Origin of the sequence: Streptomyces sp. CB01249 (assembly GCF_001905735.1) — a bacterium.
GTDB lineage: Bacteria > Actinomycetota > Actinomycetes > Streptomycetales > Streptomycetaceae > Streptomyces.
The window spans coordinates 450891-465235 of sequence record NZ_LISW01000004.1 but is presented as its reverse complement, the minus strand read 5'-3'; the positions used below and the strand labels follow the sequence as shown (position 1 = coordinate 465235).

Here is a 14345-nt window from a genome sequence, read left to right as displayed (position 1 = left end):
GGATCGTGCACGGGGGGTTGATACGGAACCGGACTGCTGTGACAGTTGAGAGCAGCTTAGGCCAAGGCATATCCGTGTGTCCGGCGAATGGGAACGTAGCCGCCTCGCGTCACCATGCCACCAGGTCCAGCAGCCGCAGCGCGGCACCCACGCCGGTTCCGAATGTCACGGTCCGGTACGCGAACGCTCCGAGAGACCCCCGGTCCTACGGAACGCTCATATCTACGGATTAGGCTGCCCCCATGCCAAAGAAGCGCTCGGGCGGGGGTCTCACCACGACCCAGCAGGCCGCCAAGTTCCTCGGTGTCGCCGCACTCTCCGGAGTCGTCCTGGCGGGCATCGCGCTGCCGGCGGCCGGAGCACTGGGCCTCGCGGCCAAGGGGACGGTCGACGGGTTCGACGAGATCCCGGCCAACCTGAAGACCCCGCCGCTGAGCCAGCGCACCAAGATCCTCGACAGCAAGGGCGGCCTGATCGCCACGGTCTACTCGCGCGACCGCACGGTGGTGCCGCTCACGAGCATCTCCCCGTACATGCAGAACGCGATCATCGCGATCGAGGACGCCCGGTTCTACGAGCACGGCGCGGTCGACCTCAAGGGCATCCTGCGCGCGCTCAACCGAAACGTTCAGACGGGCGGTACGGCGGAGGGCGCGTCGACCCTCACCCAGCAGTATGTGAAGAACGTCTTCGTGGAGGAGGCCGGCGACGACCCGGCCAAGGTCGCCGAGGCCACCCAGCAGACGCTGGGCCGCAAGGTCCAGGAGCTGAAGTACGCGATCCAGGTCGAGGAAGAGCTTGGCAAGCGGAAGATCCTGGAGAACTACCTCAACATCACCTTCTTCGGGCAGCAGGCGTACGGCGTCGAGGCGGCTTCCCAGCGCTACTTCTCCAAGTCGGCGAAGGACCTGAAGCTGGAGGAGGCGGCGCTGCTGGCCGGGATCGTGCAGTCGCCCAGCCGCTACGACCCCATCAACGACACGGAGGAAGCGACCAAGCGCCGCAACACCGTGCTCCAGCGGATGGCGGACATCGGCAAGGTCTCGCAGGAAGAGGCGGACAAGGCCAAGAACACCCCGATCAAGCTGAAGGTCAAGCGACCGCAGAACGGCTGCATCACCGCCGTGAGCGGTGCCGGGTTCTTCTGCGACTACGTCTCGAAGATCGTCAAGAACAACCCGGCCTTCGGTAAGACCGAGAAGGACCGCGCGAAGCTCTGGGCGACCGGCGGTCTGACCATCAAGACGACCCTGGACCCGAGGTCGCAGGCCGCGTCCAACGAGGCCGCCGTCTCCCGGGTCAACAAGGACGACAAGGTCGCCGACGCGGTCGTCCAGGTCCAGCCCGGTACCGGACGGATCCTGGCGATGGCCCAGTCCCGGCCGTACGGTCTCGACGCCTCCAAGCACCAGACCGTGCTGAACCTCTCCGTCGACCACGCGATGGGCGGCAGCTACGTCGGCTTCCAGGTCGGGTCGACGTTCAAGCCGATCACCGCGGCGGCGGCACTGGAGAAGGGCATCAGCCCGGCGCAGAGCTTCGACACCCCGCGCAAGATCAGCCTGCCCGCCGACGCCTTCCGCACCTGTGAGGGCGCCCCCACGGACGACAAGCCGTGGGAGGTGCAGAACGAGACGGAGTCGGAGAAGGGCATGTTCGACATGACCAGCGCGCTGGGCAAGTCGATCAACACCTACTTCGCGAAGCTGGAACAGAAGACCGGCCTCTGCGAGACGCTCGCGATGGCGAAGAAGGTCGGCTACGAACGCGGCGACAACAAGCCGCTGTGGCAGGTCGCCAACACCACGCTGGGCGGGCAGGAGTCGACCCCGCTGGCCATGGCCTCGGTGTACGCCACCTTCGCCAACCGCGGCACGTACTGCACCCCGGTCGCGCTCCTCTCGGTCACCAAGCCGGACGGCAAGCCGATCGACGTACCGAAGTCGCAGTGCAACCGCGCGATGAGCGAGCACACGGCCGACACCATAAACCAGATGCTCAAGGGCGTCGTCGAGGACGGCACCGGCACGCAGGCCGGCCTCAGCGACCGTGACAACGCGGGCAAGACCGGTACCACCGACGGGCGCAAGAACGCCTGGTTCGTCGGCTACACGCCGAACCTGTCCACGGCGGTATGGGTCGGCAGCGACGGCGCCCACCAGGACGATATGACCGGCATCACCATCGGCGGCCAGTACTACGACAAGGTCTGCGGTGGCTGCCTGCCCGGTCCGATCTGGCGGACGGCGATGACCGGCGCCCTGAGCCCGTCCGAGACCCCTTCCTTCAACCCGGTCGACGTACCGCGGGCGAAGGAGAAGGAGGACAAGGACAAGAACAAGGGCGGGGACAAGAAGAAGCCGGGCGACAACAAGCCCGGCGGCGACGACAACCCGTTCCCCGGCATCAGCATCCCGCCGGACATCCTCGGCGGGAACAACGGCCACGGCCGCGGTCAGAACGACGGCGGTACGAACGGCCCCTGATCAGCCGTTACGCATACGAGGGCGGGGCGCTCCGGATCATCCGGGGCGCCCCGCCCTCTTACGTACGGCCGGTCCGTCCGGCTCCGGCTTCGGCTCCGCTCAGCCCGCGAGGAGCTTCTTCACCGTGGCGGCCACCCGGCCGCCCTCGGCGCGCCCCGCGACCTTCGGGTTGACGATCTTCATGACGGCGCCCATCGCGCGCGGCCCCTCGGCCCCGGCGGCCTTCGCCTGTTCGACGGCGGAGGCCACGATCGCGGTCAGCTCCTCGTCGCTCAGCTGCTGGGGAAGGTACGCGTCGAGGATCGCGCCCTCCTTCTTCTCCCGCTCGGCCTGCTCGGTCCGGCCGCCCTTGGCGAAGGCGTCGGCGGCCTCACGGCGCTTCTTGGCCTCCTTGGCGATCACCTTCTGCACCTCGTCGTCGGAGAGTTCGCGGGCGGTCTTGCCCCCGACCTCTTCCTTCGTGATCGCGGTGAGGGTCAGCCGGAGCGTGGACGAGGTCAGCTCGTCACGCGCCTTCATGGCCGTGGTGAGGTCTTCCTTGAGCTTGGACTTGAGCGTGGTCATGAGGTGATTGTGGCAGGTGCGGGGCGCCCGGCGCCCGCCTGTTTTCCTGCGGGCGCACGACGTCTGCGACGATGGGCGCATGCGCGCACGCTACGGAGTACCCCTGAAAATCACGGCGGTCACCGCCGCGGCCGGCGCCGCCGGTCTCGCCTACGCGGCAGGCTTCGAGGTCCGCTCGTTCCGCCTGCGCAGGGTCACGGTCCCGGTGCTTCCGAGTGGGGCGCGCCCGCTGCGCGTCCTCCAGGTCTCCGACGTGCACATGGTCAGCGGACAGCGCAAGAAGCGCGCCTGGCTGCAGTCCCTGGCCGGTTTGCGCCCCGACTTCGTGGTGAACACCGGCGACAACCTCTCCGACCCCGAGGCCGTGCCGGAGCTACTGGACGCGCTCGGCCCGCTGATGGAGCTCCCGGGCGTGTACGTGTTCGGCTCCAACGACTACTACGGCCCCAAGCTGCGCAACCCGGTCCGCTATCTCTTCGAGAAGGCGTCGGGCAAGCACGGCCTCAACGGCAACGCCCCGGCGACCGGCGTCGTCCACAACCCGTGGGAGCCGATGCGTGACGCCTTCGACGAGGCGGGCTGGCTGAACCTGTCCAACACCCGCGGTCGCCTGAAGCTGGACGGCCTGGAGCTCGCCTTCACCGGCCTGGACGACCCGCACATCAAGCGCGACCGCTACGCCGAGGTGTCCGGCGGCCCCGAGACCGGCGCCGACCTCTCGATCGGCGTGGTCCACGCCCCGTACCTGCGGTCCCTGGACGCGTTCACGACGGACGGTTACCCCCTGATCCTCGCCGGTCACACCCACGGCGGCCAGGTCTGCATCCCCTTCTACGGCGCCCTGGTCACCAACTGCGACCTGGACACGGACCGCGTGAAGGGCCTCTCCACCCACTACTCCGGCGGCAACCGCTCCTACCTCCACGTCTCGGCGGGCTGCGGTACGAGCCGCTACGCCCCGGTCCGCGTGGCCTGCCCCCCGGAGGCGACCCTGCTCACCCTGACACCCCGGGACGCCTGACCGCCGCGCTCCCGCCGATCACGACAAAAACCGGATTTCGTCTCCGGGCGCCGGTGGGCTAGAGTTGTCGATGTCGCCGGGAGACCGGCGGCGATCGGGGTGTAGCGCAGCTTGGCAGCGCGCTTCGTTCGGGACGAAGAGGTCGTGGGTTCAAATCCCGCCACCCCGACAGCTAAGCAGCAGGCAAGAGGGCCGGTACTGATCTCAGTACCGGCCCTCTTGCTTTGTGCGTGTCTATCTGCGTGACGACCGTGATCGACAGGGATGCGCCACGAACGCCCGCGGCCGGTGTTCGCGCGCACCTCGGTCAGTCGCGGCGGATGTGCTGGATCTCGACGTGGCGCCGGGTGAGCGGCAGGGAGGCCAGGGCTGCTGCGAGCAGGATGCCGCCGGTGCAGACCACCAGGAGCGGAAGCCCGTCGGCGTCCCAGTGGACGGTCCCGCCTCCGGTGATCAGGTAGCTGGACTCGGCCAGGCGGCCTGCGACCAGTGCACCGACGAGGCCGACGGCGAGCGGGAGCAGGACCTGGATGCACTGGGCCGCGCGGACGGTCAGGGGACGGGCACCCAGGAGGTTCAGCATGGCGAGCCGACCTCGGCGCTCCATCGCACGGTCTGCGGCGGACACGGCGAAGGCGGCGACACCGATGGCGAGTCCGAGGACCATTCCGGCCGCAAGGAGACTCTTGACGACGGTGATCTGTTGAAGCGCCTCCACGTTGACGCCCACCGCCTCCACCTCGGCGGTGGGTGCGAGAGCTCCGAGGCCGTCGAGCACCGCGCGTACGGTGTCCGGGTCCGAATCCGACAGCAGGAGGAAGCTGCCCGCCGTGGGCCGGCTGCCGGCGGGGAGGGCGGAAGGCGGGATGAGCACGTCGGCGCCGACGAAGGCCGAGGGCTGATGCGCCCGGATGGTGAGGGCATCGCGCGGGAGTGTGACGCGGAACTTCTCCGTATCGCCCTCTCGTCCGCTGCCGCTCAGGAGGAAGGGGTAGCTGCGGCCGGGCCGGATGCCCGGGTCCTCGGCCACCTCGGGGTCGGTGAGGCGCTGGATCCTGCCTTCTACGCATCCTCGGGGCGGCACGGCGCTGAACGCCGCGAGTTGGGCGCAGTCGGCGACCACGGCGGTGATGCGGGGCTCGGAAGAACCGGCATCCGGGATCCAGGAGCCCATGGCGACCGCCTGCCCCTTCACGCCTTCGACCTGCCCCATCCGTACACGGCGGCTGTCACTCAGATCGCTGAGCGGGATCGCGTATTCCTGGGTGGATGAGGTGGGGCGGCTGATGTGGGCGAGCTCGACCAGGAGGCCTTGGGCGAGGGATGCGGCGTAGACGAGGAGGACCAGCCCCGTGACGACGCGCAGTGAGCTGCCGGGTTCGACTTCGTTGCGGCGCATGGCGAGGGCCATGGGCAACGACTCGGTGGTGCCGGCGAGTCGACGGGCGAGCCACGCCGTGACCGGCGCGAGTGCCAGGACGAGGCCGGCCCCCGTCAGCAGGACCCCGACGGGGACGAAGACCGAATTGGCCGGCCCCTCGGAGGGATCACGGCCGAGGACACCGAGGACGCAATAGCCGCAGATGACGCCCAGTCCCGGCAGAAGGAGCAGCAGCCCGTACTTCTTCGGGGACCGCGGCCGTGCCCCTCTCCGTACCTGGAGCGGGCGAAGCGCGGCCTCACGGGCTCGGTGGCGTCCCACAAACCATGCCAGGGCGGGACAGCCGATCAGACACACGGCCAGGACGGTGGTGGTGGGGCGTCCGTCGGGCGGATACCACTGGAGCCCCGGCAGGCCGGCCTCCGCGAGAACTTCGTTGGCCAGCGCGTAAACGCCGACGCCGATCACCGCGCCCAGGAGTGCGGCGGCCACCGTCTCCACGGCGTTGACGCACAGGGTTCCCTTCACGCTGTGTCCGAGCAGACGCAGCGCGGCCAGTCTGCGCGCCCGCGCCTCGGCGGAGAGCCTGGCGCAGACGGACAGGAACACGGCCAGGGGCAGCAGCACGAGGCAGGCGAGGGCGAAGCGCAGGATGTCGAGGGTCGAGGAGTCCACCGCGGGAGTCGGAGCCCACTTCGAGCCGAAGCCGGCCAGCGGCCTTGCGGAGGGGGGTAGTTGCCCGGGAGTGCGGCCGATGTAGGCATAGAGCTCGTCGGGCCCGGTGAGCCCTGCGGGTCCAATCGTGCCGACGATCCGGCCGGGAAGTAGTCCGGCGAGTCCGGGCTGGCCGGCCAGGACCTCTCGCAGGTGTGGCGAGACGAGCACCTCGCCGGGACTCGGCACGCGGTCGACGCCAGGTGGTCGGGGCACGTGGGCACCGGCCACATGCCCGACGAAGACCCGGGTGAACGGCTGTGAGCCGTAGGGGTCCTGGCGTGTCAGGAAGACGGTGTCAGCGGCGGACCGGGCGTGCAAGGCCCCGGTCACGGGCTGGGGTTCGCGCGCTGCGGCCCGGCTGTCGTGCGCCGACAGGATCGCGGGGATGGTCAGCACGGCGGCAAGGCAAGCGACGCCCATCGCACAGCCCAGGGACATCAGAAGAAAGCGCGCCAGGCCGGCACGGCCGGCACCGCGCAGGAGTCTGATCCCGATCAGCAGGCTGATCGCGGGACGCGCCTTCACGCCGCTGCCTGCCTGGTCAGGGCACCGTCGGTCATGGTGTACCGAGTGTCGGCGCGGGCGGCCACCGCGGCATCGTGGGTCACCATGATCACGGCGGTGCCCTGGGAGCGCGCCAGGTTCAGGAACTCCTCCAGCACCGCATCGGCGTTGGCACTGTCGAGAGCACCTGTCGGCTCGTCTGCGAAGACCACGGCGGGGCGGTGGACGAGCGCCCTGGCCACCGCGACCCGCTGGCTCTGGCCTCCCGAGATCTGCGAAGTCCTGCGCTGCCGCAGCTCGGCGAGGCCCAGCCGGCCGAGCACCTCCCCCGCCACGTCGTGCGCAGCCGCCTTGCGTCGCCCGGCCAGCCGCAGCGGAAGGGCGGCGTTCTCCTCGACGGTCAGCTCCGGAAGCAGTTCCCCGTACTGGAAGACGAACCCGAACCGCTCTCGGCGCACAGCGCTCAGCTCGTCGTCCCCGAGGCTCCGGAACCCCACTCCGCCGAAGTAGACGTCCCCTCGCGTGGGCGCCACGACCCCGGCCAGACAGTGGAGGAGCGAGGACTTCCCTGATCCACTGCTGCCCGTGATCGCACACACCTCACCTGCCCTCAGCGTGAAGTCCACTCCGGACACAGCGCGTTGTGAGCCATAGCTCAACTCCAGGCCCGTGGCGCGAAGGATGGCGTCCATGGCGAGCGGTTCCCCCGATCTCCGGCAGCCGTTGGTCAGCAGCAATGTCACTGAGAGTAATCGCAAGTGACGATCCGAGCTACGGAACGAGATCCACTTCCCCCGATCTGATGAACGCCGAGGAAGCGATGACGCGGCACGACTCGACCGGTACAGACGCCACCCGGGGCTCGGAACCCCGAAGAGGGCACCCCTGCGAAGTAGCGGAGCAAGTGCTCTAGAACCTTTATTTCAGGGGCAGTTGTGGGTTTATCTACGCGCGGAGCTACGACTGCCGACCGATCATTCGGGCAATTCAGGCGGGTTCTCGCAGAGCTATTACCGACTGGTACCGGTAGCTGCTACAACAGGGACCGCTCACTCAACCCCCCACCCACCCCCCACACTTCGGAGGGCTGACAGCTATGTCAGTACGGAGATTCTGGGCGTCCGCATCCACTCTGCTCCTCGCCGCCGCTGCCGCTCTGGGGATCGCCCAGCCGGCTTCGGCGTCCTCCTCGGCCGCCGCCGGCGGGTACGTCGCCCTGGGCGATTCGTACTCGTCCGGTGTCGGCGCGGGAAGCTATCTGTCCGACAGCGGTGACTGCAAGCGCAGCACCAAGGCGTACCCGTACCTCTGGGCGGCGGCGAACTCGCCGTCCTCGTTCACCTTCGTCGCCTGTTCGGGCGCCACCTCGAGCACCGTGGCCAGTGGTCAGCTCGGGGCGCTCAGCTCGTCTACCTCGCTGGTGAGCGTCACCGCGGGCGGCAATGACGTCGGGTTCGCCGATGTCATGCAGGACTGCGTACTGTCCGGCGAGTCCGCCTGCATCTCGGCCGTGAACGCGGCCGTCGGGAAGATGAACAACACCCTGCCGTCAGGGCTGAGTTCGCTGTACTCCTCCATCCACTCCAAGGCGCCGCAGGCCCATGTCGTGGTGCTGGGGTACCCGCGCTTCTACAAGATCGGCGGGAGCTGCGTCGTCGGCCTGTCCGACAAGGCGCGTACGGCCATCAACAACGCGTCCGACGTGCTGAACGGTGTCATCGCCAAGCAGGCGGCGAACGCCGGGTTCACCTTCTCCGGGGTCGCCGACGAGTTCACCGGGCACGAGCTGTGCTCCGGAGACCCGTGGCTGCACAGCGTCTCGATCCCGGTCTCCAACTCGTACCACCCCAAGCCCGAGGGTCAGTCCGGCGGCTACCTGCCGGCGTTCCGCTCGGCGGCGTAACACGGAGGCGGCGCCCCGGTGGAGAGCCGGGGCGCCGCTCCACCGTCAGGCCGCCGGGCGGGTGGCCTTGAGGGAGTACATCAGCGGGATGCGCGGACGGTCCGACGGGAAGCGGAAGAAGTCGTCCCCGCCTCGTTTCAGGACCGGGAAACGCGCGAAAAGCGAGACATCGTGCTCGTGGAGGAATTCGATCCGCAGACCGGCGGCGGCCAGCGCCGACACCACGCTGCCCACCGGGTGCTGCCACTCGACGCTGCGGTTGTGGACGGTCGGGGCATCGAAGTCCGCGTACGTACCCGGTGTCTCGTCCACCCATGCCTCGCGGCTGAAGTAGTCGTGCACGATCCGCGAACCCGTCTCGTCGTCCAGGCAGTCCGTGAGCGGATGGAACTCCGCGAGGTAGAGGAAGCCACCGGGCTTCACCAGCGACGCAGCCGTCTCGGCCCAGCGCTCGATGTCGGGCAGCCAGTTCAGCGCGCCGACGCCCGTATAGACGATGTCGTACGAGGAATCCGGCACGGCCTGGGCCGCGTCGTACACGTCGGCGGCGACGAAGGCCGCGCGGTCGGGGCCGAGCCCCAGGTCCTCGGCGAGGGCGCGGGCGGTCTCGACGGCCGGTTCGGAGAAGTCCAGGCCGACGACCTGCGCCGCGCCGTGCCGCGCCCAGGAGAGCGTGTCGAGTCCGATGTGGCACTGCAGGTGCAGCAGCGACCGGCCGGTCACATCACCGACCTCGGCCAGCTCGAAGGGCCTCAGGGCGTCCTTCCCCGCGCGGAAGGAGCCCAGGTCGTAGAAGTCACCGCCTGCATGGATGGGCACACGCTCATCCCACATCCTGCGGTTGGCCTCGCGCCAGTCGGGCGGTATCGGAGCGGTGGACATGTGCGCGAGGTTATCCACAGGCTGCGGACGAAGCGAACGGATTGTCGGGGGTTCTGCGCAGAATGGGGTCATGACTGAGGCCACTGGTTCGCCGACGACCGCATCCGTTCCACTGTGGGAGCAGCGCTTCCGCGCTCCCCGGGTATCGCTGCCCGACTGGGCAGAGGACGCGCCGGACCGCGCGTTGTTCGTCTCCAACGCGACGGGGACCTATGAGCTGTACGCGTGGGACCGGGCGACCGGTGAGCAGCGCCAGGTGACCGACCGGCCGAACGGGACGACGGACGGCGTGCTGACACCGGACGGCGAGGCCGTGTGGTGGTTCGACGACACCGACGGGGACGAGTTCGGGGTGTGGATGCGCCGGCCGTTCCACGGCGGCGTCGACACCGAGTCCTCCCCGGCCGCCCCCGGTCTCGGCCCGTCCTATCCGGCCGGGCTCGCGATCGGCCGGGACAACACGGCGGTGATCGGCCGTTCGACGGACGAGGACGGCACGACGGTCCACGTCGTACGGCCCGGCGAGGCGCCCGTGGAGATCTACCGGCACCGCGAGTCGGCCGGGGTCGGCGACCTGAGCCACGACGGGACGCTGATCGCGCTGGAGCACACCGAGCACGGGGATGCGATGCACTCCGCGCTGCGTGTGGTCCGGCCGGACGGGACGACGGTCGCGGAGCTGGACGACACCGAGGGGGGTACGAAGGAGCTCGGCCTCGCGGTCCTCGGCTTCGCGCCGGTCGCCGGGGACACCCGGCTGCTGGTCGGACACCAGAGGCGCGGACGCTGGGAGCCGATGATCTGGGACCCGGTGGCGGGCACGCAGACGGACCTGGCCATCGACCTGCCGGGCGATGTGGGCGCCGAGTGGTATCCGGACGGCTCCGCGTTGCTCATCGAGCACGGCTTCGAGGCCCGCAGCGAGCTCTGGCGGTACGAGCCCGCCGCAGCCGACGGCAAGCCGGTCCGGGTGGAAACGCCGACCGGCACGGTCTCCGGCGCCACAGCCCGCCCGGACGGAACGGTCGAATACCTGTGGTCGTCGGCGGCCGAGCCGCCCGTCGTCCGCTCCACGACCGGCGCGGTGGTGCTCGACCCGCCGGGTGCCAAGGCCCCGGCCTCGGTGCCCGTCGAGGACGTGTGGGTGGACGGGCCCGGCGGCCGGATCCACGCGCTCGTCCAGCGTCCGGCGGCCCCCGCCGAGGGGCCGTTCCCGACGGTCTTCGAGATCCACGGCGGCCCCACCTGGCACGACAGCGACGCCTTCGCGGCCGGCCCCGCGGCCTGGGTCGACCACGGCTACGCGGTCGTCCGGGTCAACTACCGCGGCTCGACCGGCTACGGACGGGCCTGGACGGACGCGCTCAAGCACCGGGTGGGGCTGATCGAGCTGGAGGACATCGCGGCGGTACGGGAGTGGGCGGTGAAGTCCGGCCTCGCGGACCCGGCGAAGCTCGTCCTGGCCGGCGGCTCCTGGGGCGGCTATCTCACGCTGCTCGGCCTCGGTACGCAGCCCGGCGACTGGGCGCTCGGGCTGGCCGCGGTCCCCGTCGCGGACTACGTCACGGCGTATCACGACGAGATGGAGGCCCTGAAGGCGATGGACCGCACGCTGCTGGGCGGGACGCCGGAGGAAGTGCCCGAACGGTTCGAGGCATCGTCGCCCCTGACGTACGTCGACGCCGTGCGCGCCCCGGTCTACATCTCCGCCGGGGTCAACGACCCGCGCTGCCCGATCCGCCAGGTGGAGAACTACGTGGACCGGCTGAAGGACCGGGCCGCCGTGCACGAGGTCTACCGGTACGACGCGGGGCACGGCTCGCTCGTCGTGGAGGAGCGGATCAAGCAGGTCCGGCTGGAGCTCGACTTCGCCCGCCGGCACCTGTCCGGGGTGTCGCCGGCGGGGCCCGGGGACCCGGTCGGCCAGGGCGAGGAGGCGCCGGCCGGGGGCGCGTAGAGGAGGTACCGGCCAGGGGCGCGTAAGGGAGGCGGCGGCCGGTGCGTAGGGGACGGATAAAGGGCCGCTTTCCGGGTGCCCCCGCGCCAGTCGGCCGGAGCGGGGACCGTACCGTGGAGGGGTGTACCGGTTCCTGCTGACCCCGCGATGGTGGGGGATCAACCTCTTCGTCGTGCTGGCGATCCCGTTCTGCGTGTTCATGGGCACCTGGCAGCTCGGCCGCTTCGAGGACCGCGTGCACACGCACGAGGCCGCCGAGAAGCAGCCCGCACCGGGCGCCAGGGCCGCCAAACCGCTCGACGAGCTGCTGCCCGTCGACACGGAGACCTCCGGCCGGCCCGCCACCGCGACCGGCCGGTACGCGGACCGCTTCCTGGTGCCCGGCCGTGAGCTGGACGACCGGAAGGGCTTCTACGTCCTGGACATGCTGCGGACGGACAGCGGCAAGGCCCTGCCGGTGGTACGCGGCTGGCTGCCCGGGAAGCCCGGACAGACCCGGGTGCCGCCCGCGCCGTCCGGCCGGGTCACGGTGACCGGCGACCTCCAGGCTTCGGAGAACGCGGGCACCGCGGGGATCGGTGCGACGGGCGGGCTGCCGGACGGCCAGGTCGGCATGATCAGCGCGGCGTCGCTCGTCAACCTGGTGCCGTACCAGGTGTACGACGCCTGGGTGACGCTCCCGTCGAGCGGTGCGGGCGGCTCCGAGAAGGCCGCGGGCGCCTCGGGGGACGCAGGCGGTGCCGCCCGGTCCGAGGCGACCGCGCTGCGCCCGGTGCCGGCCACCGCGCCGGAGGGTGGCGGCCTCGATCTCAAGGCGTTCCAGAACCTCGGCTACACCGGTGAGTGGTTCGTCTTCGCCGGGTTCGTGGTCTTCATGTGGTTCCGGCTGCTCCGGCGCGAGGCCGAGGCCGCCCGGGACGTGCGGCTCGGCTTGATCCCGGACGCGGAGCCCGCCTCCCCGTCGGTTCCCGAGGCGGAGGTCCGCTCGGGGACGTGAGCGGGTGGCCCGGCGGTACGGGCCACCCTCGCTCCTACGACGACGGTTCCAGGACGCCCGTCCGGTAGATCGTTCCCGCGCAGGCGTTGTCGATCTTCGCGGCGGCGACCGGAGCCCCCGGCTCGGGGGTGTGCTGCACGGAGATGCTGCCCTGGGCGGGGGTGCCACCGTCGGCGCCGAACTGCGTCTCCGTACCCGTCTCGCTCTCCCCGCTGCCGCCGGCCGCCCCGGATCCGGCCGCACCGCCGCCGGCGGTCCCGGCCGCGCCCTCGGTCGGCGTCGGGGAGGGCGAACCACCGGTGGACGGACAGGTGTCCTTGGGAACCCAGGCGAACTGCACCTCGTACACCGCGTCCGGCTTCAGCACGACGACGGGCTCTTCGGCGGCGGGGTCGGGCAGGCCCGACGCGGGATCGCCCTGGGTGTGCCGCACGACCTCGATCCGGGTCGGGTCGGCCGCGCCCATCGCCTCGAAGCCCACCGTGCCGCTGCTCCGCACCGCGCAGTTCTCGCCGGACACGTTGGCGATGCGGAAGGCCCCGTACACCGTGCCGTCGGCACCCGCCGCGCCGGTCCTGGCCGACTCCACGCCGAGCTGTCCCGGGTCGCACGGGCGCATGGCGTCCACCGCGCTTCTGGAGGGGTCGGCGGAAGCCCCGGCCGGGTCGCCCTCCTGGCCCTGGCCGCTGCTGTCGGACGGGCTCATGGTGCTCTCCGGAAGACCCTGGCCGCCGTTGGGGTGACCGCCACCGCTCTCGCCGCCACCACCGTTGCCGGAGTCCGCGCCGGAGTCGTCGCCGCTGCCGCCCTGGGCCTGCTCGCCGTGGCCGGCGATGGCGGGGCTGGCCGTGCTGGAGCCGTCCGAGTTGGCGACGTGCACGAACGCGGGGATCGCGGTGCCGATGAGCAGTGCCGCCGCGGCGGCGCCCACCAGGGCCTGCCGTCGGCGGGCCCGCCGGGCGGGCACCGCGCGCTGCAGCCGGTCGAGGCTGCCCTCGCTCGGCTCCAGGCCCTGCACGACACCGCGCATCATGCGGCGCAGCGCATCCTCGTCACCGTCGTCGCCGAAGCCCCCGCCGGACGAGCCTCCCCCGCCGAACAGGCCGGCCGTGGCCGCCAGGCCCAGGGTGTCGTCGTCGCGGTCCGCGTGCGGAGCGTTCTCCGGCCCGTGGTTCACAGTTCCGTTCCCAGTCCGGTCCAGCGGGAACCCGCGCGAGGGACCGCGCCGGAATCCGTTACGGCCCCCCGGCCGCGGGTCCTGTTCATGGTCGTGATCGTGGTGCTCACCGCGCCGGGTCATACCTGCGCCTCCATCACCACGCGCAGGGCCGCGATACCGCGTGACCCGTACGCCTTCACCGAGCCCAGGGATATCCCGAGCGTCTCGGCCACCTGAGCCTCGGTCATGTCCGCGAAGTAGCGCAGCACCAGCACCTCGCGCTGGCGCCTCTGGAGGCCGCGCATCGCCTTGATCAGCGCGTCCCGCTCCAGCTGGTCGTACGCCCCCTCCTCCGCGCTCGCCATGTCCGGCATCGGCTTCGAGAGGAGCTTCAGCCCGAGGATGCGGCGGCGCAGGGCGGAGCGGGAGAGGTTGACGACGGTCTGGCGCAGGTACGCGAGGGTCTTCTCGGGCTCGCGGACCCGGTTGCGCGCGGAGTGCACGCGGATGAACGCCTCCTGCACGACGTCCTCGCAGGACGCCGTGTCGTCCAGCAGCAGGGCCGCGAGGCCGAGCAGCGAACGGTAGTGGGCGCGGTAGGTTTCGGTGAGATGGTCGACGGTCGTTCCGGCTGCCACGCTCTCTTCAGCACCCTCGCGCTGCGCCGGCAGCCCCGTCTGACGCGCGGCGGGCATGGGCGCGATCACCGGCATGCCACCGGCTGCACGGGCCCGTCGGAGCGGTCGCACCGAAGCGCCGCGCAAGGGGCCCACC

Annotated in this window: 11 protein-coding genes and 1 tRNA gene; 6 read left to right on the top strand and 6 right to left on the bottom strand. The window is 70.8% G+C overall.

The genetic code is table 11. From position 1 onward, the window contains the following. The first annotated feature begins 242 nt into the window (after positions 1-242). Positions 243-2486, top strand: coding sequence for a transglycosylase domain-containing protein (locus tag AMK18_RS21755; protein ID WP_073864030.1), 2244 nt, complete (start codon positions 243-245; stop codon positions 2484-2486). A 99-nt stretch (positions 2487-2585) separates the two neighbouring features. Here the strand turns inward: AMK18_RS21755 and AMK18_RS21750 are convergent, their stop codons facing one another. Next, complete coding sequence (locus AMK18_RS21750) at positions 2586-3050, bottom strand: GatB/YqeY domain-containing protein (RefSeq protein ID WP_073864028.1); 465 nt, start codon at positions 3048-3050, stop codon at positions 2586-2588. 79 nt (positions 3051-3129) lie between these two features. On the opposite strand from AMK18_RS21750, the gene AMK18_RS21745 reads away from it, so the two are divergent. After that, positions 3130-4071 carry a metallophosphoesterase gene (locus AMK18_RS21745; RefSeq protein WP_018102129.1) on the top strand — a complete coding sequence of 314 codons (942 nt, stop codon included), beginning with the start codon at positions 3130-3132 and terminating at the stop codon, positions 4069-4071. 95 nt (positions 4072-4166) lie between these two features. Continuing rightward, positions 4167-4240, top strand: a tRNA-Pro gene (locus AMK18_RS21740). A 138-nt stretch (positions 4241-4378) separates the two neighbouring features. On the opposite strand, the gene AMK18_RS21735 is transcribed toward AMK18_RS21740, so the two are convergent. Both AMK18_RS21735 and AMK18_RS21730 read right to left on the bottom strand, forming a co-directional pair. Then, the gene (locus AMK18_RS21735; protein ID WP_073864026.1) at positions 4379-6694 is read right to left on the bottom strand and encodes an FtsX-like permease family protein; all 2316 of its coding nucleotides are present in this window, start codon (positions 6692-6694) and stop codon (positions 4379-4381) included. Then, positions 6691-7365: an ABC transporter ATP-binding protein gene (locus tag AMK18_RS21730; protein WP_073864025.1), complete on the bottom strand. Its 675-nt coding sequence runs from the start codon at positions 7363-7365 to the stop codon at positions 6691-6693. The genes AMK18_RS21735 and AMK18_RS21730 overlap by 4 nt, the downstream gene beginning before the upstream one ends. Before the next feature lie 404 nt (positions 7366-7769). Here AMK18_RS21730 and AMK18_RS21725 point away from each other — a divergent pair, with 404 nt between their 5' ends. Then, positions 7770-8576: an SGNH/GDSL hydrolase family protein gene (locus AMK18_RS21725; RefSeq protein ID WP_018102126.1), complete on the top strand. Its 807-nt coding sequence runs from the start codon at positions 7770-7772 to the stop codon at positions 8574-8576. 45 nt (positions 8577-8621) lie between these two features. Here the strand turns inward: AMK18_RS21725 and AMK18_RS21720 are convergent, their stop codons facing one another. Continuing rightward, positions 8622-9458 carry a class I SAM-dependent methyltransferase gene (locus AMK18_RS21720; protein WP_073864024.1) on the bottom strand — a complete coding sequence of 279 codons (837 nt, stop codon included), beginning with the start codon at positions 9456-9458 and terminating at the stop codon, positions 8622-8624. Between the two features lie 70 nt (positions 9459-9528). On the opposite strand from AMK18_RS21720, the gene AMK18_RS21715 reads away from it, so the two are divergent. Together AMK18_RS21715 and AMK18_RS21710 are read left to right on the top strand one after the other, a co-directional pair. Beyond that, a complete protein-coding gene (locus AMK18_RS21715) occupies positions 9529-11415 on the top strand; it encodes a S9 family peptidase (protein ID WP_198957053.1) in 1887 nt (628 codons plus the stop codon). Positions 11416-11536: 121 nt separating this feature from the next. Next, positions 11537-12412 carry an SURF1 family protein gene (locus AMK18_RS21710; RefSeq protein ID WP_073864020.1) on the top strand — a complete coding sequence of 292 codons (876 nt, stop codon included), beginning with the start codon at positions 11537-11539 and terminating at the stop codon, positions 12410-12412. Positions 12413-12446: 34 nt separating this feature from the next. Here AMK18_RS21710 and AMK18_RS21705 read toward each other — a convergent pair whose 3' ends face one another. After that, positions 12447-13712, bottom strand: a complete 1266-nt coding sequence (locus tag AMK18_RS21705; protein WP_420707085.1) for a hypothetical protein — start codon at positions 13710-13712, stop codon at positions 12447-12449. Further along, positions 13709-14284 carry a SigE family RNA polymerase sigma factor gene (locus tag AMK18_RS21700; RefSeq protein WP_018102121.1) on the bottom strand — a complete coding sequence of 192 codons (576 nt, stop codon included), beginning with the start codon at positions 14282-14284 and terminating at the stop codon, positions 13709-13711. Before AMK18_RS21700 ends, AMK18_RS21705 begins: the two co-directional genes overlap by 4 nt. Positions 14285-14345 lie beyond the last annotated feature (61 nt).

Excerpts from the sequence above, each read along its gene's own strand:
- AMK18_RS21715 (WP_198957053.1), top strand. The coding sequence starts at position 9,529 with ATGACTGAGGCCACTGGTTCGCCGACGACCGCATCCGTTCCACTGTGG.
- AMK18_RS21755 (WP_073864030.1), top strand. The coding sequence starts at position 243 with ATGCCAAAGAAGCGCTCGGGCGGGGGTCTCACCACGACCCAGCAGGCC.
- AMK18_RS21720 (WP_073864024.1), bottom strand. The coding sequence starts at position 9,458 with ATGTCCACCGCTCCGATACCGCCCGACTGGCGCGAGGCCAACCGCAGG.
- AMK18_RS21730 (WP_073864025.1), bottom strand. The coding sequence starts at position 7,365 with ATGGACGCCATCCTTCGCGCCACGGGCCTGGAGTTGAGCTATGGCTCA.
- AMK18_RS21745 (WP_018102129.1), top strand. The coding sequence starts at position 3,130 with ATGCGCGCACGCTACGGAGTACCCCTGAAAATCACGGCGGTCACCGCC.
- AMK18_RS21700 (WP_018102121.1), bottom strand. The coding sequence starts at position 14,284 with ATGCCGGTGATCGCGCCCATGCCCGCCGCGCGTCAGACGGGGCTGCCG.
- AMK18_RS21750 (WP_073864028.1), bottom strand. The coding sequence starts at position 3,050 with ATGACCACGCTCAAGTCCAAGCTCAAGGAAGACCTCACCACGGCCATG.
- AMK18_RS21725 (WP_018102126.1), top strand. The coding sequence starts at position 7,770 with ATGTCAGTACGGAGATTCTGGGCGTCCGCATCCACTCTGCTCCTCGCC.
- AMK18_RS21705 (WP_420707085.1), bottom strand. The coding sequence starts at position 13,712 with ATGACCCGGCGCGGTGAGCACCACGATCACGACCATGAACAGGACCCG.